28 protein-coding genes are annotated in these 25,751 nt (G+C 37.8%); 18 read left to right on the forward strand and 10 right to left on the reverse strand.

Going from position 1 to position 25,751, the window contains the following annotated elements; all coding sequences use genetic code 11:
• The 3 genes from H1P_RS14560 to H1P_RS14570 form a co-directional block, all read left to right on the forward strand.
• Positions 1-946 (forward strand): alkene reductase (locus tag H1P_RS14560; protein WP_144868349.1); only part of this gene is annotated, 946 nt, incomplete at its 5' end.
• A gap of 120 nt (positions 947-1,066) precedes the next feature.
• A complete protein-coding gene (locus H1P_RS14565) occupies positions 1,067-1,954 on the forward strand; it encodes a helix-turn-helix transcriptional regulator (RefSeq protein ID WP_144868351.1) in 888 nt (295 codons plus the stop codon).
• A 91-nt stretch (positions 1,955-2,045) separates the two neighbouring features.
• Complete coding sequence (locus tag H1P_RS14570) at positions 2,046-2,954, forward strand: alpha/beta fold hydrolase (protein WP_144868353.1); 909 nt, start codon at positions 2,046-2,048, stop codon at positions 2,952-2,954.
• Between the two features lie 92 nt (positions 2,955-3,046).
• On the opposite strand, the gene hppD is transcribed toward H1P_RS14570, so the two are convergent.
• The 3 genes from hppD to H1P_RS14585 form a co-directional block, all read right to left on the reverse strand.
• Complete coding sequence (gene hppD / locus H1P_RS14575) at positions 3,047-4,111, reverse strand: 4-hydroxyphenylpyruvate dioxygenase (RefSeq protein ID WP_144868355.1); 1,065 nt, start codon at positions 4,109-4,111, stop codon at positions 3,047-3,049.
• A 33-nt stretch (positions 4,112-4,144) separates the two neighbouring features.
• Complete coding sequence (locus tag H1P_RS14580; protein ID WP_144868357.1) at positions 4,145-4,999, reverse strand: methyltransferase domain-containing protein; 855 nt, start codon at positions 4,997-4,999, stop codon at positions 4,145-4,147.
• Between the two features lie 130 nt (positions 5,000-5,129).
• Positions 5,130-5,558: a heavy metal-responsive transcriptional regulator gene (locus H1P_RS14585; RefSeq protein ID WP_144868359.1), complete on the reverse strand. Its 429-nt coding sequence runs from the start codon at positions 5,556-5,558 to the stop codon at positions 5,130-5,132.
• A 192-nt stretch (positions 5,559-5,750) separates the two neighbouring features.
• Between H1P_RS14585 and H1P_RS14590 the strand changes: the two genes are divergently transcribed.
• The 3 genes from H1P_RS14590 (at position 5,751) to H1P_RS14600 (ending at position 8,265) form a co-directional block, all read left to right on the forward strand.
• Complete coding sequence (locus H1P_RS14590; protein WP_144868361.1) at positions 5,751-6,173, forward strand: tellurite resistance TerB family protein; 423 nt, start codon at positions 5,751-5,753, stop codon at positions 6,171-6,173.
• Entirely contained in the window at positions 6,174-6,641 is a 468-nt protein-coding gene (gene rnhA, locus H1P_RS14595; RefSeq protein ID WP_144868363.1) for a ribonuclease HI, read from the forward strand. It abuts the gene before it with no gap.
• A gap of 130 nt (positions 6,642-6,771) precedes the next feature.
• Entirely contained in the window at positions 6,772-8,265 is a 1,494-nt protein-coding gene (locus H1P_RS14600) for an FAD-dependent oxidoreductase (protein ID WP_144868404.1), read from the forward strand.
• 263 nt (positions 8,266-8,528) lie between these two features.
• Here the strand turns inward: H1P_RS14600 and H1P_RS14605 are convergent, their stop codons facing one another.
• Entirely contained in the window at positions 8,529-10,178 is a 1,650-nt protein-coding gene (locus H1P_RS14605) for an NAD(P)H-quinone oxidoreductase subunit 4 (RefSeq protein WP_144868365.1), read from the reverse strand.
• A gap of 97 nt (positions 10,179-10,275) precedes the next feature.
• Complete coding sequence (locus H1P_RS14610) at positions 10,276-11,043, reverse strand: hypothetical protein (RefSeq protein WP_144868367.1); 768 nt, start codon at positions 11,041-11,043, stop codon at positions 10,276-10,278.
• 185 nt (positions 11,044-11,228) lie between these two features.
• Between H1P_RS14610 and rpsP the strand changes: the two genes are divergently transcribed.
• The 5 genes from rpsP to H1P_RS14635 all read left to right on the forward strand — a co-directional run bounded on the left by rpsP (position 11,229) and on the right by H1P_RS14635 (position 13,630).
• Positions 11,229-11,477 (forward strand): 30S ribosomal protein S16, encoded by a 249-nt coding sequence (gene rpsP, locus H1P_RS14615; protein ID WP_144868368.1) that lies wholly within the window; start codon positions 11,229-11,231, stop codon positions 11,475-11,477.
• Positions 11,470-11,841, forward strand: coding sequence for a KH domain-containing protein (locus tag H1P_RS14620; protein WP_144868371.1), 372 nt, complete (start codon positions 11,470-11,472; stop codon positions 11,839-11,841). The genes rpsP and H1P_RS14620 overlap by 8 nt, the downstream gene beginning before the upstream one ends.
• 53 nt (positions 11,842-11,894) lie before the next feature.
• Entirely contained in the window at positions 11,895-12,392 is a 498-nt protein-coding gene (gene coaD / locus H1P_RS14625) for a pantetheine-phosphate adenylyltransferase (protein WP_144868373.1), read from the forward strand.
• Between the two features lie 220 nt (positions 12,393-12,612).
• Positions 12,613-13,245, forward strand: coding sequence for an ATP synthase subunit B family protein (locus H1P_RS14630; RefSeq protein ID WP_144868375.1), 633 nt, complete (start codon positions 12,613-12,615; stop codon positions 13,243-13,245).
• A complete protein-coding gene (locus H1P_RS14635) occupies positions 13,238-13,630 on the forward strand; it encodes a RidA family protein (protein ID WP_144868377.1) in 393 nt (130 codons plus the stop codon). Before H1P_RS14630 ends, H1P_RS14635 begins: the two co-directional genes overlap by 8 nt.
• A 99-nt stretch (positions 13,631-13,729) precedes the next feature.
• Here H1P_RS14635 and H1P_RS14640 read toward each other — a convergent pair whose 3' ends face one another.
• Positions 13,730-14,947, reverse strand: coding sequence for an ABC transporter permease (locus tag H1P_RS14640; protein ID WP_144868379.1), 1,218 nt, complete (start codon positions 14,945-14,947; stop codon positions 13,730-13,732).
• 236 nt (positions 14,948-15,183) lie between these two features.
• Between H1P_RS14640 and H1P_RS14645 the strand changes: the two genes are divergently transcribed.
• From H1P_RS14645 to H1P_RS14660, 4 genes are all read left to right on the forward strand, one after another.
• Positions 15,184-16,041: a phosphate ABC transporter substrate-binding protein gene (locus H1P_RS14645; RefSeq protein WP_144868381.1), complete on the forward strand. Its 858-nt coding sequence runs from the start codon at positions 15,184-15,186 to the stop codon at positions 16,039-16,041.
• Positions 15,977-16,873: a phosphate ABC transporter permease subunit PstC gene (gene pstC, locus H1P_RS14650; RefSeq protein ID WP_144868383.1), complete on the forward strand. Its 897-nt coding sequence runs from the start codon at positions 15,977-15,979 to the stop codon at positions 16,871-16,873. Before H1P_RS14645 ends, pstC begins: the two co-directional genes overlap by 65 nt.
• A gap of 213 nt (positions 16,874-17,086) precedes the next feature.
• The gene (gene pstA / locus H1P_RS14655) at positions 17,087-17,935 is read left to right on the forward strand and encodes a phosphate ABC transporter permease PstA (RefSeq protein ID WP_144868385.1); all 849 of its coding nucleotides are present in this window, start codon (positions 17,087-17,089) and stop codon (positions 17,933-17,935) included.
• 14 nt (positions 17,936-17,949) lie between these two features.
• Entirely contained in the window at positions 17,950-18,771 is an 822-nt protein-coding gene (locus H1P_RS14660) for a phosphate ABC transporter ATP-binding protein (RefSeq protein ID WP_144868387.1), read from the forward strand.
• Positions 18,772-18,882: 111 nt separating this feature from the next.
• Here H1P_RS14660 and H1P_RS14665 read toward each other — a convergent pair whose 3' ends face one another.
• Positions 18,883-19,482 (reverse strand): RNA ligase family protein, encoded by a 600-nt coding sequence (locus H1P_RS14665; RefSeq protein ID WP_144868389.1) that lies wholly within the window; start codon positions 19,480-19,482, stop codon positions 18,883-18,885.
• Positions 19,483-19,632: 150 nt separating this feature from the next.
• On the reverse strand, positions 19,633-20,448 hold the full coding sequence (locus H1P_RS14670) for a glucosamine-6-phosphate deaminase (RefSeq protein WP_144868391.1): 816 nt from the start codon (positions 20,446-20,448) through the stop codon (positions 19,633-19,635).
• Between the two features lie 28 nt (positions 20,449-20,476).
• Here H1P_RS14670 and H1P_RS14675 point away from each other — a divergent pair, with 28 nt between their 5' ends.
• Both H1P_RS14675 and fni read left to right on the forward strand, forming a co-directional pair.
• Complete coding sequence (locus H1P_RS14675) at positions 20,477-20,962, forward strand: glutathione peroxidase (protein ID WP_144868393.1); 486 nt, start codon at positions 20,477-20,479, stop codon at positions 20,960-20,962.
• A gap of 127 nt (positions 20,963-21,089) precedes the next feature.
• Positions 21,090-22,133 carry a type 2 isopentenyl-diphosphate Delta-isomerase gene (gene fni, locus H1P_RS14680; RefSeq protein ID WP_144868395.1) on the forward strand — a complete coding sequence of 348 codons (1,044 nt, stop codon included), beginning with the start codon at positions 21,090-21,092 and terminating at the stop codon, positions 22,131-22,133.
• Between the two features lie 31 nt (positions 22,134-22,164).
• Here fni and H1P_RS14685 read toward each other — a convergent pair whose 3' ends face one another.
• The gene (locus H1P_RS14685; RefSeq protein WP_144868397.1) at positions 22,165-23,283 is read right to left on the reverse strand and encodes a glycosyltransferase; all 1,119 of its coding nucleotides are present in this window, start codon (positions 23,281-23,283) and stop codon (positions 22,165-22,167) included.
• Positions 23,284-23,917: 634 nt separating this feature from the next.
• On the opposite strand from H1P_RS14685, the gene H1P_RS14690 reads away from it, so the two are divergent.
• On the forward strand, positions 23,918-24,997 hold the full coding sequence (locus tag H1P_RS14690) for a saccharopine dehydrogenase family protein (RefSeq protein ID WP_144868399.1): 1,080 nt from the start codon (positions 23,918-23,920) through the stop codon (positions 24,995-24,997).
• Here H1P_RS14690 and H1P_RS14695 read toward each other — a convergent pair.
• On the reverse strand, positions 24,994-25,530 hold the full coding sequence (locus H1P_RS14695; RefSeq protein WP_144868401.1) for a hypothetical protein: 537 nt from the start codon (positions 25,528-25,530) through the stop codon (positions 24,994-24,996). The two genes, H1P_RS14690 and H1P_RS14695, sit on opposite strands and share 4 nt — an antisense overlap.
• Positions 25,531-25,751: the final 221 nt, after the last annotated feature.

Genomic DNA, 25,751 nt, shown 5'->3' on the forward strand with positions numbered 1-25,751 from the left:
GACCGAAGCTACGACTATTTCACCCCAAGGTAATGGTTGGTTACATACTCCTGGCATTTATACCGACGAACAAGCTGAAGCCTGGAAACAAATTGTCGATGCAGTTCATCAACATCAAACACCAATTTTTCTACAACTTTGGCATACTGGACGTGCTTCTCACAGCAGTTTTCAGCCCGATAATCAACTTCCCGTTGCCCCTTCGGCGATCGCAATTACAGGAGATGATATTCATACTCCTAACGGCTCACAGCCCCACGAAACGCCTAGAGCTTTAGAAACCGCAGAAATAGCTCAAATTGTTGAAGATTACCGTCAAGCAGCAGCAAGAGCTAAAAGTGCTGGGTTTGATGGGGTAGAAATTCACGCTGCCAATGGCTATTTAATTGATGAATTTTTGCAATCAAAAACCAATCAAAGAAGCGATCGCTATAGCGGTAGTTTAGAGAATCGCTTTCGTTTTCTTCAAGAAATTGTGGAAGCAGTTTTAACTGTTTGGTCTAGAGATCGCGTAGGAGTGAGACTTTCTCCCAATGGAGTTTTCAACGATATGGGTTCACCAGATTATCGGGAGACTTTTCTCTATGTAGCGAAAGAATTAAATAGCTATGGATTGGCATATCTTCATTTACTCGATGGTTTAGCTTTCGGGTTTCACGAACTAGGAGAACCAATGACTTTAGCCGAATTTCGCGAAGTATTCGATCGCGCTTTAATTGGTAATTGTGGTTACACTCAAGAAACTGCGGAAAAAGCGATCGCAGATGGCAATGGAGATTTGATTGCTTTTGGAAGACCTTTTATTAGTAATCCCGATCTAGTAAAACGCTTTGGGTCAAACTTACCCCTTAATCCACCTGCCGAACAAGATGTGTGGTACTCTTTTGGGCAAGAGGGTTATACTGACTTTCCTACCTATGATGAATCTCAGGCTATTGAAGCCTAGTTTTAATTAGTGCCTAATACTTGAAAGGTGAAGCCCTGGTCAACGGTAAAAATAATCCTTAACCCGAACTGACGTTAAAATATGCAAAATCGGTTCTTAAGATAGGGAGATTTCCCCAACATGTCTGCATCTCCAATTGCAGTTACTAGCAGTCAAGCGAGCGATCGCATCCTTTCTAACCGTCCTAGCCTATCGAGTGCTCCCCTAGGCTGGCAAGGAATTGCGCTCGAATACCGTTGTATAGGTGCAGGAGCCATGCCGAAAATCTATACCCCTTGGCATATCATTACCTTCGTGTGTAATGCACCCAAAACTCCCAAGGTCGTGCGGTGCTTTGGCGGAAAGCAGTGGCAGGACGAGGCCCGAGTAGGGGACGCGGTCATTGTCCCAGCAGCTGTAGGCTACGGGGTGGAGTGGGATACCGATCTAGAAGCCCTCACCCTAGTGTTGGAGCCACCCGATTTCGCAACAGCGTTCGATGAAGCTCAAGACCCAAGCCAAGTGGAAGTCATTCCCCAGTTCTCTCAAGCTGACCCGTTGCTGTATCAACTGGGTTTGGGGCTTAAAGGGCTACTGAAAATTGGGGAAGCCAATCGCCTCTATGCAGAAACCCTCACCCACACCCTGATGGTTCATGTGTTGCAGCATTACACTACTCGTGTTGCTAAGCCCCAGTTCTACCGTGATGGTCTGCCAAAGGTGAAGCTCCAGTTGGTGCTGGACTACATTCAGGGGCACTTAGATCGGGACTTAGGGCTGAAGGAACTGGCCAATTTACTCCAACTCAGCCCCCATTACTTTTCTCACTTGTTTAAGCAATCGGTGGGCATAGCCCCCCATCAATACGTGATTCAGCAGCGAGTAGAGCGGGCTAAGCAACTGCTCAAGCATCAGGATCTGAATATCGGTGAGGTAGCCTATAACGTAGGATTCGCCAATCAAGCCCATTTAAATCGGCACTTTAAGCGATTGGTTGGGGTAACGCCAGGAGTATTTCGGGGAGGATAGCAGGAATAGATAAAACCACCTGAAGTTTGTGTAAGACGACAGCCCTTCTCATGCAGCATACTAAAAACATCCTGAAGGTAAGGAACACATTATGGTGGATATCAGCATGCCCCAGTTTTTCACACTACAAGATGGTCGTCAAATTGCCTATCAAAGTGTGGGAGATCCGAAGGGGAGACCGATCTTTTTCTTCCACGGCTCCCCAGGTTCTAGGCTAGAGGGTTTCTCAGCAGAAGCAGCAGCATTGAAAAATCGCTGGCATATCATTGCCCTAGATCGCCCTGGCATGGGACAGTCCGATTTCAAACCAGGATATACCCTACTGCACTATACCAAAGATATTTGCGAATTAGCCGATGGCTTGGGGTTCAAAACCTTTGGGGTAATGGGTCACTCTGGGGGTGGGGCAACGGTATTGAGTTGTGCCTACGCGCTGCCAGAGCGGTTGGATTTTGCCCTGGATCTGGGGGGATGGGCACCTGTCATCGTCCCTGAGTTGAGATCGCAAATGACATCTCTCGATCGCTTTTTTGTCGAACGGTGCATCCCCTTGCCCAAACCCCATCAACCGAAGCGTATACCCCTGCTATTTAAGTTTACATTCACGCTTGTGGGTCTGGTAGCGAAGGTATTTCCCCCAGCCATCTTCATCCATTTTTTAAATCAGTCCCAGTACTTTTGCGAAGCCGACCGCGCCGTTTTGTCGGCTCCAGAGGCTGCCAATTTCTTGGTACAAACTGTGCGTGAGTCATTTCATCAGGGCAGTGAGGGACCAGCCTACGATGCACTACTGCGCTATCAAGATTGGGGCTTTGACATAGGGGAGATTACCTTTCCGATTCAATTGTTCCACGGCACTGATGATATTTCTGCTCCCTATTCATTTGCCGAATACAAACATAGTCAACTGCCAAATAGTCAGCTACATATCTATCCCCAAGAAGGTCATTTCTTCCTATGGTCTCACTGGGCAGACATTATGGCGATCGCTTCTACCTAGAACAAACGTAAGGAGGCGTGGGAGCAGCGCGAACAAGTTGGTTTTTGGAACTTAGAGCTTTAAGCTTTCTTTTGTTAATAAAGTGGAGCTACTTAATTATTTATTGATGATTGTTCAACTGCTGCAAAGAGAGCATTAAAATTTCCTTCACCAAAACCCTTTGCTTGTTGTCTGCGTTCAATAAATTCTAAAAAGAAAGTAGGTTGCTTTAGTATTGGTTGTGTAAATAGTTGCATGAGTAAAGAATTTGATTTGCGGTGATGCCAATCAATTAATATTGATTGCTCAATAATAGACTGTAATTCTCTAACTGAGAACTGAATTAAATCGCGTTTTAAGCGTTGTTTAAGATGGGTGTAATAAGCTAAGGGAATGGGTAAAAAAGGAACTCCAAGAGAGCGCATTTTTGCCACATCTTGAATCAAATTTGCCGATTTTAAAGCTAAATGTTGAATCCCCGCACCACCATTAAGATCGATAAATTCTTGTATTTGAGAATTAGTAGTAGTTGGTTCATTAATATTAAACTGCACTTTACCCACTGTATCAATTAATGCCTGACTAGATAAACCAGATCGCTTAGTGTTAATCTGAAATGTTTGTTGAATCTGAAAATTTAAAAGAGATTGGTAATAAGCAACAGCTTGATCTAATTTTCCTTGCCCTACATTTAGCACAATATGATCGATATCTGTAAATGTAAATGTAGCATTAGAAAAGCGATTTATAGCCCTGATCCTTCTTAATTTACTATTGGGTAACCGATAACAATTACTAGGATGCAAAGACTCTATAACAGTGTGTTGTAAACAATTCCATCCTGCAAAGCAAGCATATTTGATTTTTTCTAGTTGTTGAATTGGTTGTAAAATTTTTATGCCACTGTGTTGAGCATTATTAACGATTGGCTGTAGCTGATTTACCCGAAAAGCAATATCAACAATTCCTTCCGCGTGGGAAGCTAAATAATGAGCTACAACACCATGGTTATTAATAGGAGAAGAAATTACTAAGAAAATTGATTTATTGGCGATCGCAATAGTTAGAGAATCATCATCTCTATAACTATCAACTAATTTAAAGCCTAAACAATTGATAAACCAATTACTTGTATTTGTTGCATCAGTAACATAAAAATGGACGCTATCAATCTCCATAACAATTAAAACTGATGTTTATAATTCAATATTCTATTTAGTAGCATAAAGTAAGCCGTAGCGAATCAATCCTTGGCTATAACCCTGACTCATTAAACCCAAAGATAAAGCAGACTCAATAGTTTTCCAACCTGCTTTAACCAATCCTGTAACTGCTTCTAGATCGAAAGCAGAATCAATTACAACATTCCAAAAAGGAGCAACTGAAATTGACCAATCATCCGACTTAATATTATTAAAACCACATCGATCTGCGATCGCTATATACTCGGATAAAGCAATAACATAAGGTAAACAATATACTCGATAAATCTCTTTAAGATGTCTAATTTCGCTGGTAGTCAAATCACCACTCATCTCAGTTTCTCGATGACACCAAGTAGCTAAAATTAACTTTCCTCCTGGTTTTAAAACTCGATAACATTCCGTTAAAAATTGTGCTTTATCTGGCATATGTTCACCACTTTCTAATGACCAAACTAAATCAAAAGAATTATCAGCAAAAGGCATAGATAGCGCATTAGCGACTTGAAAATCAATCTTCTCTTCTATTCCTGCATCAATCGCTCTTTCTTTAGCTCTAGATGCTTGCACACCAGACAAAGTGATGCCAGTAACATCAGCAGTAAATTTATCTGCTAAATAAATACTACTACCTCCAATACCGCAACCGACATCAAGAATATTTTGAGGCGCATTTTTAGTAGTTACCCCTCCCCACGATAATAACTCTTCAATTAGTTCGATCTGTGCTTGACGACGCTCAATTTTATACTTACCATTGCGACCATAATAGCCGTGATGCATATGCTCTCCCCAGATTTTTTCCCACAGTGCGCTAGAAGCATCGTAAAATTCTCCAATCCGTTGATAGAGTTGTTCGCTCATTAGATATCTCTTGAGAAGTTATAGCTTTATTGTTTCAGTACTTTTTGTGATACTCAGGAAAACTTAAGATAAAAACTATACTTTGAACAATTAGTAACAAAGAATAATTATTTGTTTCAAACGGAATTCTCTAATTATGCAAGGTAACTGTTGAAATCAAAGGACAGACTTCTTGTGGTTTAGCTTCAAGATGAGGGTTACTTGCCCAAAGAAGACGATATTGTTCTAACTCTGCTTTAAACAGCGTCATTTGCTGAATGTTGCTGTCTATCTGCTCTATTTTACGGTTTAATAAGCTTTGTACCAGATTACACGGTTTTTCTCCTCGATCTCTTACATCTAGAATTTGCTTAATTTCTTCTAAAGTAAATCCCAGTGCTTGAGCTTTTTTGATAAACTGCACCTGTTCCTTCGCATCTAAACTGTAGTAGCGATAGCCATTACTTCCTCTTTTGCTCGGTTGCAATAACTTTAAATCACTATAGTAACGCAAAGTCCCCACAGAAAGACCTGTTTCTTTAGCTAATTGACCAATCTTAAGATAAGTTATTTGATTCATAAGTTTTCAAAAAAATAGCAATAAGTTAAATTACGAATTGTATATAATACTGAGAAAATTTTTGATATCTTATTCAGACTTTCTTATATTAATTTTATAGATAGTTTTTTCCAAAAAATCCAACATTGAGATTAGACTAAAAATTTTTGATCCCAAATATCTTTATTATCCTATTAGAGGTTGCAAATAATTATGGTACGATCCACTATCCGCAACAACCAACAACTATTTAAGATTTTAGTAGCAGCAGCTTGGATTGATGGCGAATTTCAAGCTGAAGAAAAAACTTATCTTAATAAATTAGCTAAGGATAAAAACTTACTAGAAGATTCAGAAATTCAATCTTTATTATCGACAACTCAACCAATTGATTCCGAGCAATGCTATCAATGGTTAAGTGAATATTTAGGAAGTAAGCCAACAGAAGAAGTTTATCAAAATCTTTTAGCTGAAATCGCAGGTTTAGTTTATATAGATGGCGATATCGCTGAAGAAGAGGCTAAACTATTAACTCAGTTACAGACTCTCGATCCTAATAATAATAATGTTGCTTCTATATTTAAACCAGTATTAAGAGTAATTCGCCAACTTTATCGCAAACAATTAAATTATTAAATGTCAAAAGAAGTCACAATCTATACTGATGGTGCTTGCACTGGTAATCCTGGCGCGGGGGGTTATGGCGCAGTACTAATTTATAATGGGCATCGCCAAGAAATTTCTGGTGGTTACAAACTAACAACTAATAATCGCATGGAAATGATGGCAGCGATCGCAGCTTTAAAATCCCTTAAAGAAGACTGTACTGTAACTCTCCATAGTGACTCTAAATACTTAGTAGATGCAGTCACTAAGGGTTGGGCAAAAAAATGGCAAGCAAACGGTTGGAAACGCAATAAAAAAGATAAAGCTAAAAATCCCGATCTTTGGCAAGAAATACTCGATTTATGTCAACAACATCAGGTAGACTTTGTCTGGGTCAAAGGTCATGCAGGAATACCCGAAAATGAAAGATGTGACGAATTAGCCGTAGCAGCAGCCAAACAGCCCAACCTTCCAGCAGATAATGGTTATGGGAATTGACGGTAAGTAACTTCACTTTATATTAAGTATTTAGTGATGAATCTTGGATATCGGGTTCAGGAGCTACAAATAAATGCGTTTCTGAATCAAGCTGATTCAAGTCAGCAACTCCCTAATAAAAATGTCACAAATGTCAGAACAAAAAAAAGTTATAGTTATCGGTGCAGGTTGGGCAGGTTTAGGAGCGACATCTCATTTAGCTCAACAGGGCTATGATGTTACTCTTCTCGAAGCAGCACCATATCCAGGAGGTTTAGTAGCGGGTTGGAAAACTCCAGGGGGAAAATCTGTTGAGGGAGGAATTCACGGTTTTTGGTATCCCTACCGTAATATTTTTAGTAAAGTCAAGGAACTAGGAATTGAGCCTTTTACTCGTTTTACGAGATCTTCTCAATATTCCCCTGCGGGTTTGGAAGTAGAATCACCCATTTTTCAGGATGAACCCCGTTTACCAACTCCTTTGGGTACATTTATTTATACCAGATTTAAACGTCTACCTTTAAGCGATCGTCTTTCAGCTTTACCTCTACTGTACTCAATAATCGATTTTGATAACTCCCATGAAGCTTGGCAACGTTATGATAAGATAACCGCTAGGGAATTATTTAGACAATACGGGGTTTCGGAAAGACTCTACAAAGAATCCTTTGAACCAATGCTGTTAGTAGGTTTATTCGCTCCTGGAGAACAATGTTCCGCAGCAGCAGCTTTGGGAATGCTTTACTATTTTATCTTGGCTCATCAACCCGACTTTGATGTAGTGTGGTGTCGCGGTACTGTGGGAGAAAAAATCTTCAAACCTTGGATTGCGAAAATAGAAAAAGCTGGTGGTAAAGTACTAACCAATAAACGAGTGAGCGATATTGTCGTTGACAAGACGGGAAAAACTATAGGGGTTAAATGTGGTGATGAATTCTTTGCTGCGGATGCAATTATCTCTGGGGTGAGTATCACGGGGATGAAAAAGATTGTCGAAAGCAGCAGCAATTTAAATAACTATGCCCAATTCCGTAACTTAGCTAACCTTAAAGGGATTGATGTTTTAGCTACTCGTCTCTGGTTTGATCGCAAAATTAATATCCCCTTACCTTCTAATGCTTGCTTTGGCTTTGATGCCACAACTGGCTGGACATTTTTCGATCTTAACGATCTTCATGATGAATATCAAAATGAACCCAATACAGTAATTGAAGCAGATTTTTATCATGCTAACCAACTGTTACCAATGACAGATGAACAAATTATTAACAAAGTACATCGTGACGTAAGTACTTGTATACCTACTTTTAGTGCAGCCCAAGTAGTCGATAGTAGCGTTATTCGTGTTAAAGAAGGTGTTACTCACTTTTTCCCTGGTAGCTATCAATACCTGCTTTCGGTGAAAACTGATATTCCCAATCTATATTTAAGTGGTGATTGGATAGTAACCCGTCATGGTTCTTGGTCGCAAGAGAAAGCCTATGTTACAGGTTTAGAAGCTGCTAATTTAGTTGTGGAAGAATTTAACATGGGCATTAAAGCAAATATTATTCCGATTGAAGCCGATGAGCCTCATATTCAAGTAGCGAGAAATATAAATAAAACCATCAGAGATTGGACGAAATTTTTGCCTAATGTTTGGTAACTTCTACACAGTCACTTAATCTACTGTAATTTTTAGGGTATAAACTATAGAGGAACGTACTATAACATAATACATTCCTCTACTAAAACGATATTTTAACGTTAATTTGTGTGGGAGCTAAAGCCCTTATTTTTTCCTTTAACCAAAAATATCTTTATTTTGTTAAGTCAGAGATTATGGTAATTGTTGAAAATCATCTAGTTTAACCCTTTCCTATAGACTCACTCCACAATTTTCTGAACATCACCAGAATTGCTGGTTATTTACTGAGAAATATCAAACACAGTAGCAACCTCAGATTGCAAGGTTTTTGCTTGAGCTACTTCTGTATAAGTTTGACGTATCTCTGCATTTAACGCCACGGTTTTCACATCATAAATTTGGGTTGCTAACTTAGGATAAATTCCCACACCAATAATCATCACCAAGAAACATAAAGCGATAAAGATTTCCCTGGGATTGGCATCATCAAACTTAGCATCCGCAGGTAAAACACAGCTATTCCCAAAGCAAACCGCACCTTCATTTTCCTTGTTTTTTACTCCTGCATCCCCAATGTCACACAAAGGAATAATATCAGAATGGAAGAAGACTTCTCTCAACATAGAGAGTAAATAGATAGGGGTGAGAATTAAACCTACCGCAGCTAAGAAAACTGTCACTGTACGGAAAGTAGAGCTATAAATATCACTGTTGGTAAAACCGACAAAGACAGCTAACTCACTAGCAAAACCACTCATTCCAGGAAGTGCTAAAGAAGCCATTGCGCCCGCAGTGAATAAAGCAAATACTTTCGGCATTGCTTGACCAATGTTGTCCATCTTATCCATAAACAAGGTATGAGTACGATCGTAAGTTACCCCTGTGAGGAAGAACAAGACTGCTGCAATTAAACCGTGGGATATCATCTGTAGCATTGCACCACTAATTCCTAAATCAGTAAAGGAAGCAATACCCAGTAAAACAAATCCCATGTGAGATACAGAAGAATAAGCCAAGCGACGCTTCATATTGTATTGCCCAAAAGAGCTAAATGCGCCGTAAATAATATTGATGACACCCAAAGCCACTAAAACAGGAGCAAAATAAACATGAGCATCGGGCAAAAGCTCTAAATTAAGACGAATTAAACCATAACCACCCATTTTAAGTAACACGCCAGCTAAGATCATCGATACTGGAGCAGAAGCTTCACCATGAGCGTCAGGAAGCCAGGTATGTAAAGGGAAGATTGCCAACTTAACACCAAAAGCAATTAACAATCCTGCATAAAGAGGTAGCTGTAAGCTTAGAGGGAAGTCTTTATTAGCTAAAGCAGCAATATCAAAAGTAATATTGTCTCCATACAGAGCCATACCCAATCCTGCTACGAGGATAAATATAGAAGCTGCTGCGGTGTAAAGTAAAAACTTAGTCGCTGCATAACGACGCTTTGCACCACCCCATATAGAAACTAGCAGGTAAACTGGTACTAGTTCCAATTCCCACATAATAAAGAGCAAAAATATATCTTGCGCTACAAATACCCCGATTTGAGCAGAGTACAAAAGCAACATTAAGAAATAAAATAAACGAGGTTTTCTATCTACTTGCCAAGCTGAAAGAATCGCTAAAGTAGTAACAAATCCTGCTAATAATACTAAAGGTAAAGATATACCATCTACAGAAACCGCCCACTCTATACCTAATTGAGGCAGCCAGGAATATTTTTCGACTAATTGAAACTCAGAGTTACTTGCATCGTAATTATTCCAAAAGAAATAGCACATTAAAACAAAGTCTATAATACCGACACCCAATGCATAGGTGCGTACCCCTTTACCTTCCTTTGCGGGGATGAAAGGAATTGCTAAAGAAGCAATGAGGGGTAAAAGAATAATCGCGGTGAGCCAAGGAAAGTGATCCGCTATCATGATGAGTTAAAATACTTAAATTTTATTTGTTAGTCTCATTATATTAAAAAGTGTAACAAAAGGATAATTTATTTTTAGCCAGTGTATACATTGAAGATTATCTATTAAATTGCAGACAATTAAAATCAACATCTAGCTCGATGTTGCTAAGACTGCGTTTGACTACTTTGACATCTCCTTTACTAGTACATTTAGTATCAGAAGCATTAAACTGAGATGGAGTTTCTGATAGATTAGCTACTTCTTTTAAGGTGTCAAATTTAGTCTCTAATAATTGCTTTCTATATCTATCGACATTTTCAATCGTGGGGATAACATCAGATAAAGTAAGGCTAATAGTACTATCTTTTTCTTGGGCTTCCAGTTTTGACGTGGAAATAGCTTGCCAACAATTATTTATTTGCTCGATCCTTTGTTGAACGTTATTCATTTCTGCAAAGGAAATTATGATTTCTATTTGGAGATTACTATAGTATGTTGCGCTGTCACTTAGTACTCTCTTGCCATAAGTTTTTCTAGGATGCTGATAATCAACAATATTAGCGGAACAACCCTCTGTACTAGAGATACTTTGTATTACTTTGTTGGTATTGGTGTCAATTAAAGCTGCTACTTCATTAAAAGAATTACCTCCAGCGTTGATAGTAGCTTGCATAACGGCAATTTCTGGAGGTATAAGAAAGTTTTTAATTGCAGGATCGTAGGGCAGAATATTTGCTTCTTGGTTTTTGCTTGAGTAGTCACTACCTGATACTATAAAATCGCTTTGTGCCGTTACAGAAGTTGTCGAGCGATCGCTTTTACCACAGGAGAAAAATAGTAACAGCAAACTAATAGCAGCAAGAGCCTTATAAAATTTCAGCATAAATCAAATCAGAATCTATGGATAGTAATTAAGTAATTATTTATCTACGTTACAAAACCATGATTATATGCAGTGCAAGTTTTGGATACCTAACAAAACTACAAAATAAAACTAGGATAAAAAATGTATAATTGTGGAATTTGCGATAAATAGACTACAATTTTAAAGGAGAATTTCGAGTTAATATGATAAAACTGCGTCTAAAAAAGTTTGGTAAGAAAAGAGAACACAGCTACCGTATCGTAGCTATCGAAAGCAAAAAGCGTCGTGATGGTCGTCCTATTGAAGAGTTAGGTTACTATAATCCGAGAACTGATGAAACTAGATTAAATGTTCCTGCGATCGTTGCTAGGCTAAAGCATGGAGCGCAACCATCTGATACAGTACGAAATATTCTTACAAAAGCCAAAGTATTTGAACAAGTTAATGCCTAGAGAGATAGATAAATCTGCTAGTCAAGAAGTTTCCAGCCCTGATTATGTAGGGCTGGTAAAATTTCTCATAGAGCCTTTCCTCGAAGAAACAGAGTCTTTGCACATAGACTGTGAACATCTAACCAGCAGTAGTAAGGTGTGGTTGAGGGTGGCTTTTGATACGGCAGATAAAGGAAAAGTATTTGGTCGTGGTGGTCGTAATATCCAAGCTGTGGGTACAATACTCAAAACGGCTGCCAATAACGCCAATCAATTTTTACACCTTGATGTGTATAATAGCGATCGCGATTTAGCAAAATCAAAATCTCAGTACAAGAAAAGAAGCCGTCCTCGTCCTCCAGAAAAAAATCAAGTTATTCTCTAAAATCTTCTTGTCTCCTTTACCAATACAATACAAGGAGATTAAACAGAATAATTATGACTACTAATCCGACAATTGCTATTTATCCAGGTAGTTTCGATCCGATTACTTTGGGTCATCTTGATATTATTAGAAGAGGCAATCAACTCTTCGATCGAGTAATTGTAGCCGTACTTTCTAACCCCAGTAAGCAGCCTTTATTCACCGTTGCCAAGAGAATCGAACAAATTGAAAGCTGTACTGCTGATTTGTCTAGTGTTGAAGTAGATAGCTTTGTGGGCTTAACTGTCGAATATGCCAAGCTAAGAGAGGCAAAAGTATTATTAAGAGGTTTAAGAGTATTATCGGATTTTGAAAAAGAATTACAGATGGCTCATACCAATGAAACCTTATGGGCTGAAATTGAAACGGTTTTTCTGGCCACAGCGAAAGAATATAGTTTTCTGAGTAGTAGTGTGGTTAAAGAAATTGCCCAGTTTGGTGGTGCTATTGAGCATTTAGTACCTGAAAATATTGCTCAAGATATTTATACGCACTATAATAACAAGCAGTAATTTTATAGGTTAATTATGTTGTATTTTTTAAAGACTTGTAACAATAGTTAAAATTTTGTGTGACTCTTCTTGGAGATCGTGACAGTCTGTGTCTTCTGCGCTTAAGTATAGTCCAAATAAATATAACAGATATATATAATACATAAGATATACGTAAGTATAATATACGTAAGCAAAACTTAGCTATTTATTAATAATTTTTAGGAAATTTTGTACATTAATGTTGTATCAAGATAATTCTACAGATAATGCTGCGCAAAAGCATGATTCAGTTGCAGAAGAGCCAGTATTGACTGCATATCAATCTGATTCTAATATTCAACAAGAGCTAGATATTCTCGAAAATTTTATCTTAGAAGGAGTTCATGTACCTTTAAGTAGCTTGATAATTGTTGATGGTGGGGTAATTATCGAGCATATTAAATCTATTAAGCAGAATTTACCCCAGGCATTGGCTATTTCTATTGAGATATTGCAACAGAGACAAGCTATTATCGAACAGGCAAGCAATCAAGCTCAAGAGGTAGTAAAATCCGCCCAGGCAGAGGCAGATCGACTTTTACAAGAATCAACCCTATTGCGCCAGACAGAATTAGAAGCCAATAAAATTAAGTTTCAGACTCAGCAAGAATGCGAACAACTACGTCAAGCCACTTATGCAGAAATTGAGCAATGGCGAGAAATGGCAACCATAGAATATGAGGCAATCCAAAAGGATGCCGATCGTTATGCTGACACAGTCTTAAATGATTTGGAAGTAAAACTGAGTCAGATGTTAGCTATAGTACATAATGGTCGCCACCATCTCGAACCTGACGAACAAAATCAACCACATTCAGTGACTTATGATTGAAAAAAAAATTATTCGTACCGATAAAGCACCAGCACCAGTAGGTCCTTATAATCAAGCGATCGCAACTTCTGGTACGATGGTGTTTTTAGCTGGACAAATTGCCCTTAATCCCGAAACTGGAGAAATAGTAGGTACGGGGGATGTGGTAGCTCAAACTAAACAAGTCATGGGTAATATTGCAGCCATACTAAAAGAAGCTGGTGCTGATTGGTCTAATGTAGTTAAAACTAGCGTTTTTCTGACTAATTTAGCTGATTTTGCCACAGTTAACCAGGTTTACGCCGAATATTTTGAGGAAGCCACCGCACCCGCCCGCGCTTGTGTGGAAGTGTCTCGCTTACCAAAAGATGTTTTAGTGGAAATTGAGTGTATTGCTGTAATTTAGTTGTGGTTAGTAGCTCGTCGTTATTAGTGATTAATTTTTAATAGCTGGTTGCTGGTTGCTCGTTGTTAGTGGTTAATTTTTGATTACTGATTACCGATATCAAGCACTTCTCAATGCCACAATAGGGTCTAGTTTAGCAGCCCTTTTTGCGGGTAAAACGCCAAAAGATAATCCAATACCTCCTGAAACAGTAACCGCAACCATAATGGCGACAGGGGAGATAGCAGCCGTTAGAGGAGAAACTGCACCCACTAACATAATAGTGCTTACACCAATGCCTGTACCAATCACTCCCCCTAATGCGGATAAAATTGTCGCCTCGATTAAAAACTGAGTTAAAATGTCCTCTTCTTGTGCGCCAATAGCTTTACGTAAACCAATTTCTTGAGTACGTTCGGTAACAGAAACTAACATAATATTCATCACCCCAATACCCCCTACTAACAGAGAAATTCCTGCAATAGCTGCTAGTAAAATAGTTAAACCATCAGTGACAGTTCCCACAATCTCGAGAACATCCTTTTGACTACGGACGGTAAAGTCATTGCGGTCTACTATTTTGTGACGTAATCTTAATAAGTTTTCTATCTGAAAGCTAGCAGCCCTAATACTATTTTCATCTCTAGCAGTTACAGAAATAAAGTTAACCTGAGTACCAAAAGGCGATGTATCACCTACTAGTTGATTTGCCATAGTAGTTATGGGGATATAAACGCTGGTATCTTGATTAGTACCTAAAAAAGAGCCTTTAGCTTCCATGATACCGATGACTTCAAAACTAATATTTTTAACTCTAATTTGTTCTCCTAAAGCATCTTGTTGGGGAAAAAGTTTATCAGCAATTTCAGGTCCTAAAACAATCACACGATTGTTTCTTTTAAGATCGACATCATTAATAAATCTCCCTTTATCAATAACAAAACTTCTGACAGATAAAAAAGTAGGAGTTGCGCCTACAACTAATTCATTAGAATTGCGATCGCGATAAGTAATTAATTGATTAGAATTAATCTGGGGGGCTACTTCGTTAACGGTAGGTACTTGCTCGGCAATAGCTTCTGCATCTTCTAGTACTAAGGTTTTTGGTAAGTTAAAAGTGGTTCTTCTTTCTTCATCTGAACCAGGTACAATAAACAAAACATTGGGTCCCAAAGAAGCAAACTGATCTTCTGCTAGTTTTTGTGCTGCTTGTCCAATACCTACCATCCCAATAACCGAAGCATTCCCAATAATAATACCCAACATAGTTAGGCTGCTACGCATTTTATGAGCAGTGAGAGTAGACACTGACATTCGGACACTTTCTAAAAATTTCATTGATTAATAAGTAAAGTAAAATCTATTACTATTACTATTCTAGAAAAAATTAAGATTGTTAATTTGTCAGGCTGGCAATGCCTATCTTACGATAGACCAGATTAAATAATTGTCAATTAATAAATCAAACTATCTTGATGTATTTTCCATCATGAATTTATTATTAATTTCTCAGAAAAAATTAAGCAAAGAGCAGTTTAATAAGCGGTTAAGAAAACATTAAAAGCTTAAAATTAATGAGACAGCAATTCCTTACTTTACTAGCTCTAAGTTTATCTGTGGGATGGGGTTTATCTGCTTGCAATCAAAATTCTGCTAACCTCGAATCAAACAAATTAACTCTCACTGGTTCAAGTACTGTTGCGCCTTTAGCTAGTGAGATTGCTAAAAAATTTGAAGCAGAACACCCAGGAGTAAGAATAGATGTGCAAACAGGGGGTTCTTCTCGTGGTTTAGCGGATGCAACTCAAGGTTTAGCGGATATTGGCATGATTTCCAGGGCTTTGAAGGATTCAGAAACAGAGCAGTTCCAGAGTTATGCGATCGCCCAAGATGGGATTGGGATTATTTTAGAAAGTAGTAACCCCGTGCAAAGCCTCAGCAATCAACAAGTAGTAGATATTTATCAAGGGAAGATTAATAATTGGCAAGAAGTGGGCGGAGAAGACGCTCCGATTACAGTAGTAAATAAAGCCGAAGGGCGTTCTACTTTAGAACTATTTTTAAAATACTTTCAATTAACTAATTCCCAAATTCAAGCTGATGTAATTATTGGCGATAATCAACAAGGTATTAAAACTGTTTCGGGGAATCAAAATGCTATTGGATATGTTTCTATTGGTGCAGCAGAAAGAGATATTAGCGCAGGTGTACCTTTAAAGCTGTTATCAGTAGGAGGAGTAGAAGCCAGTACGGAAACCTTACAAGATGGCTCTTTTCCCCTTTCTCGTCCTCTAACTTTAGTCACTAAAGAAACACCATCAGGATTAACCAAAGAATTTATTGAATTTGCCCAATCAGAGAACGTTCATGACCTTGTGGAAGCCCAAAACTTTGTCCCTATTTCCCCTCAGAAACTGGTTCAAGTACCGTAAAGATTTCTTATTAGTTTGGTTGCTTAGAGGGTTAAGCGCGATCGCTGGAATCGTTATCTTGTTGATTTTAGGCTTTTTGCTGAGGGAAGCTTTACCAGTGTTGGAAGAGGTAGGAATCACTGCATTTTTTCGCGATGATTCTTGGAATCCTGGGGAAAAGTCCTATAATTTAGTGCCGATGATCTGGGGTACAGGATTAACTATGATGGGTGCGGTGCTGCTGGCTACCCCTTTGGGAATTGTTTCTGCGCTTTTCTGTCATTATTATGCGCCGATGCCTATTGCAAGTCTTTATCGCCGTTTGATTGAACTATTAGCAGGTATTCCTTCGGTAGTTTATGGCTTTTGGGGTCTAGTAGTGTTAGTACCGTTAATTAATCGTCTTCATCCCCCAGGAACAAGTCTCTTAGCAGGAATTGCCGTATTAACTTTAATGATTTTACCCACGATTACCCTAGTTGCCGATGCTAGCTTTGCCAAAGTTCCTCCAGAATATCTCATGGGTGCAGCAGCGATGGGGTTATCCTCCTGGGGTACTATTTGGCAGATTGTGATTCCTTCGGCTAAGTCAGGATTGTTTACAGGAGTAATTTTAGAAACAGGCAGAGCGATCGGAGAGACTATGGCAGTATTAATGGTTTGTGGTAACGTGGTGCAAACTCCTGATAGTATTTTTGATCCAGTTCGGACTCTCACTGCCAATATAGCCTTAGAAATGGCTTATGCCCTAGATAATCATCGTTCTGCTTTATTTGTCAGTGGATTATTGTTACTGGGTGTTATTATAGTCTTAGCGATCGCAGCAGAATTAGTAGATCGAGAGGCTTCGTGATAATTGATATCCTGCATGAGTATCAATGACCGCCACAGATTTTAATCTGTGGCTCATATCTGGCTCATAGTATTAAGTCCTCTCAAGGGAACTAAAATCCCAGCCGACTTATTTTATTGTATGAGCCTGAAACTAAAGTGTTAGGCGGTTTTGAGCTTGAAGTACAAAGATGTCAGTAAAACCTTGTCTTTAATGAATTTAAGCGGACTTAAGATGATACGTCAAAATCAGTACGGGTTAGATAAAGTAATTAGTCTCTTTTTCTGGTTAGTACCTTTAATTGTTACAAGCCTATTTATTTGGATATTGGGGGATATTATTCGTGGTGGTATCGGACAGCTTAATTGGGCTTTTTTAACTACCGCCCCTCTAGATACAGGAAGACAAGGGGGTATTGCACCTATTTTGGTTTCTACTTTACTAATATTAGGAGTGTGTTTAGCGGTTTCCCTACCAATTGGTATTGGTACAGCCATTTTATTAGCAGAATTTACCCCCAATCATAATTGGTTTGGCAGATTAGTTCGTCGTAGTTTGGATGTGTTAGCGGGAGTTCCTTCTATTGTTTTTGGCTTGTTTGGTAATGCCTTTTTTGCTAAAACTCTGGGCTTAGGTTTCTCGATTCTGTCTGGTGGTTTAACCTTAGCCTGTATGGTATTGCCGATTTTAATTCGTGCCACCGAAACTGGATTGAGTGCAGTACCCCAGGAATATCGCTTAAGTTCGGCATCTTTGGGCATATCTCGCACCAGTACACTATGGCATTTGCTGTTACCCGCAGCCACCCCAGGATTATTAGTCGGTTTGGTTTTAGGTATTGGTAGAGCGATCGCCGAAACCGCAGCCCTCATTTTTACCAGTGGTTATGTAGATCGAATGCCTACTTCTTTACTTGATTCGGGGCGTAGTTTGTCAATTCACATTTTCGATCTTTCTATGAACGTAACAGGAGGAGATGCTAACGCTTATGGTTCGGCTTTAGTTTTAATTTTAATTTTATTATTGATAAACGCGATCGCTAGTTATCTATCTGGCAAATATAGCAAGACGTTAAAAGTTTAGGAGACAAAGACTTTATGACTAAATCAATTCACAATAATCTCGATCGGCATAAAATTGCTGAAATTCAGCCTTTGATGCAAATTCATCAGTTGAGTTTGTTTTACAATCAAAAACCTGCTTTTAAAGATGTTACTCTATCGATTCCGCAGAATTCTATTACTGCCATAGTAGGGGCTTCTGGTTGTGGTAAAAGTAGTTTTTTAATTTGTCTGAATCGTCTCAGCGATCTAATTCCTGGTTGTACGGTATCAGGGCATATTCAGTTAGGGACATTAAATATACTCAGTCCGAAAGCCAATACTACTGCTTTACGTAGACGCATTGGCACGATTTTCCAGAAACCAAACCCGTTTCCTATGTCTATCAAGAAAAATATTACCTTTCCTTTAAAAGAACATGGTGTTAAAGACTCCCAGCAACGGCACAATATAGTGGAACAAGTATTAAAAGATGTCGGTTTGTGGTCAGAAGTCAAAGATCGTCTGCAAGATAATGCTCTAACTCTTTCTGGGGGACAAAAACAAAGACTTTGTATTGCTCGTACCTTAGCATTGCAACCAGAAATTCTTTTAATGGATGAACCCTGTAGTGCCTTAGATCCAATTTCTAGCGGAATTGTGGAAGATTTAATCCTTCGTTTACGGCAAAAATATAATTACACTATTATTATCGTAACCCATAATTTAGCCCAAGCAAAACGAATAGCCGATTATACCGCTTTATTTTGGGTCGATAAAGGTTGCGGAAGACTGATCGAATTTGCTCCAGCAGAACAGTTTTTTAACGCTCCTAATAATGAATTAACGAAAGCTTATGTTAATGGAATCAAAGGTTAGTTAAAGATTCACATAATATTTGCGATCGCAAATAAAAATAGTTCATAATCATACTGTAATTTCATAAATAATATAATGTAGTAATTATATATCATGCTCTGTTTTAAATAGCTAACTTTTAATAATTTTTGCCCCTTCTACGTCCCCAAATTCTTTCATTACTCGATCTATCCAAGCTTGAGTTTTTGCTTTTGCCATGCGTTGCTTAGTCGCAGATTTAGCCACTACTCCTTCACAAGTAATACCTTCAATTAATCCTTTACGAACAGCTTCTGCATAATCTTCATTCCACTCAACTTGTCCTAAATATGCAGGAAGAGGAAGTGCAGAAAATAAATCGAGAAATTCTTCTGGTTTTAAAAAACCTCTAGTATTAGGAGCAAGATCGATCAATGTTACTTTTTGCTGTTCGGAAATATCGTGTCTTCCTGCAAAACTATTATCTCCATAAAATTCACAGAAAGCATCTAAACGTTTCCATCCTTTTTGTGTGACAATAGTCACGATAGAATCAGCATAAACATTAGCAAAATATTCATAGCCAATTTTATATAGTTTATGATTTGTTGGTAATGGGCGAGTTCTGGTAGCGTATTCATACCAGCCTTGGCGAATATCCCAACTAAAACGTAAATTAGAACCATCAAGCTTATCAAATACATAAGCTTTAAAAGATTTCCGTGATTGTCTAATAGAAGGATAATGTTTCATTTTACTTATAATAATAATTTTGCTTTTTTTACGAGATTTTTAGTTAAGCTTAAAAATAGAAACTATTATTTTTGGTTCGACCTGTTTTTTTTCTCATGTAAAATTAGGAAAAAATGGTTAAACTAATTACTTTAAAGATATGAGAACGCACTATACTCCGCTAAAAAAGCGATCTCGCTGTTGGCGAGGCGCGTTGCGATCGCAAAATAAAATAGCTTGTGGTTGAGTGCGTAAAATAGTTGCAGGAAAATTAGTACTTATTGCTTCATTTAAAGTTTTTTTGACAACGTCTACTTTATGCTTTCCTGGTGCTAGACAAAAGATTTTCTTAGCATTACAAATAGTAGGAATCGTTAAAGTATAGGCATATTGAGGCACAGCATTGAGATTGGAAAAATAACCCCCATTAACTTGCTGTTGACGAGTTTTTGTTTCCAGCTTAACTAACTTAATTACATCAGGATCTTTAAAATCTGCCACACCAGGCTCATTAAAAGCTATATGTCCATTATCTCCGATACCTAAAAGACACAAATCAATCGGTTGTTGCTGTAACAACTTACTATAACGGCGACATTCTGCCAAAGGTTGAAGTGCATCCCCTTCTATAAAATAAAATCGACGAGGGGTAATTTTGCTACCTACTTTTTCCTTAAGGTAATAACGAAAACTCCCTGGATGTTCTGCTGCAATACCCAGATATTCATCTAAATGATACAAAATTATACGTGACCAATCTATTGTGGGTATGGTGACAAGCAAGTCCAGAAAGTGTAGTTGGGAATTACCCGTAGCTAAGACTATACTCACTGTCTCTTGAGTAGTCAGCAAAGTCTCTAGATAGCTTTGAGCCAATCTGACAGCACCTTTAGTTAACTCTGTTGACGAATTATAAATTTTTACCGTCAACCGATCTATTTGTAAGTATTCGCAGTCAGGAAGAGATGATAAAGTACGATCTGGCATATTTAGTAAATTTACCTATTGAAGAAACATGAGTACTAATGTATCCGATATTGCAGTCAAAACTATTGACGGCGCAGATAAAAAGCTTGCTGATTATGCGGGAAAAGTCTTATTGATTGTTAATGTGGCTTCTCAATGTGGTTACACTCCTCAATATTCAGGTTTAGAAGCCTTGAATAAAAAATACGGTAACCAAGGTTTAGCAGTTTTAGGTTTTCCTTGTAATGATTTTGGCGCACAAGAACCTGGTACTAATTCTGAGATTGCACAATTTGGTGAAACTAATTATGGAGTTACTTTCGATCTGTTTGATAAAGTTCACGCTAAGGGTGGCGATCAACATCCTTTATATCAGACTTTAACCACTGCCGTTGAACCTACGGGGGATGTGGCTTGGAATTTTGAAAAGTTTCTGATTAATAAACAAGGGGAAGTAGTAGCTCGTTATCAAAGTGGTGTTGCTCCTAATGATTCTCAGTTAATCAGCGATATTGAAGCAGAATTAGCAAAATAAGCTAGTAGTTAGTGGTTAGAAGAGACGTTCCGACGGAACGTCTGTAGTTAGTTATTAATAGCTAATTGCTATTTCCTAAATCCTTCTTCCTTGATAATTCATAATTTATAATTCATCCTTTTTGAAGATGACTCAAATTCATAATAATAATACGCAAACTCGCAAAGCAGATCATCTTAGAATATGTTTAGAAGAAGATGTACAGTTTAATAGGTTAACTAATGGTTTTGATAAGTATCGTTTTAGCCATGCTTGTTTACCAGAAATCCATCTGCAAGATGTCGATCTAACTACTACTTTTCTCAATAAAAAACTAAATTTCCCTTTATTAATTTCTTCGATGACTGGGGGAACAGAACAAGCTAAGTTAATTAATTATCGTCTTGCAGAAGCAGCCCAAAATCATCGTTTAGCTATGGGTGTGGGTTCTCAAAGAGTAGCTGTAGAAAAGCCTGAAACAGCAGCTAGTTTTGCAATTCGGAAGATTGCACCTGATGCGCTTCTATTTGCTAACCTAGGAGCAGTGCAGCTTAATTATACTTATGGTTTGGAACAGTGTTTGAAGGTAGTAGAAATTTTAGAAGCTGATGCTTTGATTTTGCATCTTAATCCCTTACAAGAGTGTATTCAACCACGAGGAGATGTGAATTTTAAAGGCTTACTAGCTAAAATTAATCAGCTTTGTCATGCTATTTCTGTACCTGTAATTGCCAAGGAAGTGGGTAATGGGATATCTGCTATTATGGCGCAAAAGCTGATCGATGCAGGAGTTAGTGCGATTGATGTAGCTGGTGCTGGCGGTACATCTTGGGCGAAGGTGGAGAGTGAACGAGCCGAAAATTCTTTACAGCGCAGGTTAGGTAAAACGTTTGCTGACTGGGGTATTCCCACTGCTGATTGTATCGTTGAGATTAATAATGCTGTTGCTGATATTCCTTTAATTGCTTCTGGAGGGTTGCGTAATGGCTTAGAAGTAGCTAAAGCGGTCGCTTTAGGCGCAGATTTAGCGGGGTTGGCTTTTCCCTTTTTACAAGCTGCGGATCAATCTCCAGAAGCTTTGGAAGAATTAGTGCAAGTCTTAACTGCGGAAATTAAAACAGTTTTATTCTGCACGGGAAATATCAATTTATTAGAGTTACAACAATCTTCAATGCTCAAAAAAGTTGACTAATTTTCGCAATCAAATATTTTGTGTGAGTTCTTTAAGCGATCGCAAAGCTGTTGGCAACTTTATGCAAATTATCAATACGTTGTTGTAGCTTCTCTGTAGGAGCTAGATCTGCTTTATCCAATACTTTTTGCCAACGGTATGCCCAATCATGTTGTAACAAAGAATTTCTGATATTGTCACTTCTAATTTGTCGTAATAGCTCTGGTTGACTATCTAATTCATCAATAATTTTGGTAATATTAGGTTCATCAAATTGCATTGGTATTACGGCATTTTTCCAGCCAAAATACTGTTCAAATACATCATTTTGGGGGGCTTTACCTAACATTACTGCTCCCGCAGCAGCACCTTCAAAAAAGCGATAGCCAATCTCTATTTGACCTCCTGTTTGTTCTAAACAATTCACTTTAGCGTGATGAGCAATAAAATATCGACTATGTTTTAAAATATTGGCATTAAGAATACGATGTGCCTGATGATTATTAGTTCGTAAATCAGAACTGTTTAAAAAATCATAATGATAAAAGAAATCGCGCTTTTGCGTTAATTCTAAAAGAGTTTCATGGGTAATTTGAGAACGTCTACCCATAGTCGAAATATCGATAAAGCGATCGCTATCAAGAGATTTAGGGCAGAATTTTAGAGTATCATTACCAGGAGCTAAATAGGCAGAAGGGGTCTGAGCGATATCCTGAACTTCTTTAACAATTTGAGAATGACCGAGAAATATTAAATCAAAATTCCCCAAAAAAGTTAGGTAGTTGTTAAACTTCTTTAGCTCTGTTTGCCATAATTCAATTACATAACATACGGCAATCTTACATTTTTTACGCCACTGCTTAATCAGGTTAATATTTAAGATATTGTAAGGAAAATCCAAGATAACAAATAAAATATCATACTCTTGGTCTAGATCGATTTTAGATTTTAACGGTGGACTAAGTTTGGTAAGAGGATAAATATATTCTGAAGATTTTTTAACAACTTTTTGAGCAAATACTTCTAGAGGATTAGAAGGGTCTAGATTGAAGATATCAACATTGTCTACTTCGGCGATAATATCTTCAAATTCGTACAAACATGAGTTAAATATAAAATTATTCTTTGTACGTGATGATAAAATTGCAATGCGAGGTTGATCTTTGTGCATACTTTAACCTGTGTTTTGAGTCAGTTTTCCATTGACACTCTGCGAGCTAAAACCATCGCAGATTCTAGTTACACTAAAGTTAAAAACTTTAGCAACCAAGGCATAGCCAAAACTACCAATAATCTTAATTGCGCATCTTCAAAAGAAGGCTCGAATTGCTAGGCTACTTTTAACTGGTCGCAATTCTAAAGATTTTACATACCGAAAAAAGTTTGTTTTGTCAGTAAAACTTTAATATCTTTACTTTGTCAAGATTTTGGTTAACTTTGGTAATTTTACTAAGCTTGTTATTTAATTACAATAATCTTACAGTACACGAAGCTCTTGATAGATAAAGGTTTCGTGAATATTTTATTTAAATTTAAAGAAGGATATTTAGATTTCTTATCCGTTCCACGAATTTTAGATTTCCCATGATAAAAATAAATCGAAGGAGATAGCAAGCTGAGTTTTCTATGTTTAGTTTGATTCAGATAAAAAACGATTGAGTAATATTTCTTAGGTTAGTCGATTTTATTATTGGATAAACTTGATTAATAATTGTGTTCTTTAGCCCACGGGGTAAATACTAGAGAAAAATAAATATCGAAATTTATAAACTATAAATAATTCTTATAATTGCAACTAATTAACTATGGCTCAAAAAATTTTAGTAATTGGTGGTTGTGGACGTATTGGACGCAGTGTTGCTCGGGATATTGCGACATATACAAAAGGAGAGGTGATCGTTACCAGTAGGAATCTTAACTGTGTTGTTAACCCTCCCTTAGAATTTTTAGCTTTAAATTTAGATCGACAAGACAGTTTGCAAAAAGCGATCGCTGATGTCGATTTAGTGGTACACTGTGCAGGGCCGTTTCATCACAGAGATGGTAGAGTACTCCAGCATTGCATTGCTGAAGGTGTTAATTATATAGATGTTAGCGATCATCGTTCCTTTTACGAACGGGTAATACCCTGGCGAGAACAAGCGATTTCTTCTGGTATCACAGCTATTTTGAATACGGGTATTTTTCCAGGTATTTCTAACAGTATGGTAAAACGGGGAATAGAAAAGTTTGAACAGCCGAAAAAGATTCATTTGAGCTACATTGTGGCTGGTTCGGGTGGTGCTGGGGTTACTGTAATGCGAACTACCTTTCTGGGCTTAAAAAAGCCTTTTGCAGCATGGATAAACAGTAAATGGCAAGAAATATTACCCTATACAGAAAGAGAAATAATTGAATTTCCTCAGCCTTATGGTAAAACAGGGGTATATTGGTTCGATGTTCCTGAAACCCATACTTTTGCTGATTCTTTTCCTGTAGAAACGGTAATTACTAAGTTTGGTTCAATACCTGATTGGTACAATCATTTAACTTGGATTACGGCACATATTTTCCCTGATGCTTGGGTAACTACTCCTAAAGGAATTGAATTCTTTTCCCGTGTTAGTTATTTGATGACTCAAGTAACCGATAATTTTAGCGGTATCGGGGTAGCAATGCGAGCCGAAATCACGGGAATCAAAGATCGACAAGAGACTAGCTACTGTACTACTATGATACATGAAAATACAGCGATCGCAGCAGGAGCAGGAACGGGAAGCATCGCCCAGTTAATATTAGAAGGAAAACTCAATAAACCAGGCATTTATCCCGTGGAACAAGCTTTATCTACAGAGTTATTTCAAGAGGCGATGCAGAGTCGTCAGATAGAAATTGTTAGTGGCTAGTGCTTAGTAGTTAGTTGCTGCAAAATCCATTTGATTTCTTTTTTGTTACACTGACGTTTGTGATAGGCATAAGTAGGAATCCGATTGGTCGAAAATAATTCAGAATAAGTAACAGTTTTTTGCTGCAAAACATCTCTGACTTTTGTGGGATATATTTTACGTACTTTATCTATTACTGCTACAAACGGCTGAGGTACATCACGAAAGGAAACTAAATACCAAATGTCATTTAACTTATGGTACTGATGATATCTATCGACCCATAAATAATCATTTCTTGGTTTAGGTTTCGCTTTGGGTAATTTTTTCGCAAGACAAAGGATTCCTGTTTCTGGATGAATATATAGCTCATCTCTCCATCTTGTTCCTAATCTTCTTAGGGAATATTTAAGAGTATAAGGAACATCATCAATTAATACCGCATCACGAGCCACAAAGTCCCAAACATGAACTAAGATATGTTGCCCTGATAGAGTATTGAATTCTAATAATTGAGATAATTCCGCATAAACATTATCCCAAAGTTGTCCCACTTTAGAATATAGCCATCTCAATAAAGGATTAAGATGATCGGAAAAATATTTGCTTTTAATGCCTCTAATAGCTTCTTTATAACAAGGTTTTAATGGGAGCAGGTCAAAGATGCAAGAACAAGAATACTACTAAGCAAAAATAGTATTATTTAGATAAGCCCTAAAGGATTAGCTTCGCGTCACGCATCGATGTTTAAGAACTTGCGGTACGTTTTCGAGAT

The sequence above is a fragment of the Hyella patelloides LEGE 07179 genome (assembly GCF_900659865.1).
In the GTDB taxonomy this organism is placed as follows: domain Bacteria; phylum Cyanobacteriota; class Cyanobacteriia; order Cyanobacteriales; family Xenococcaceae; genus Hyella; species Hyella patelloides.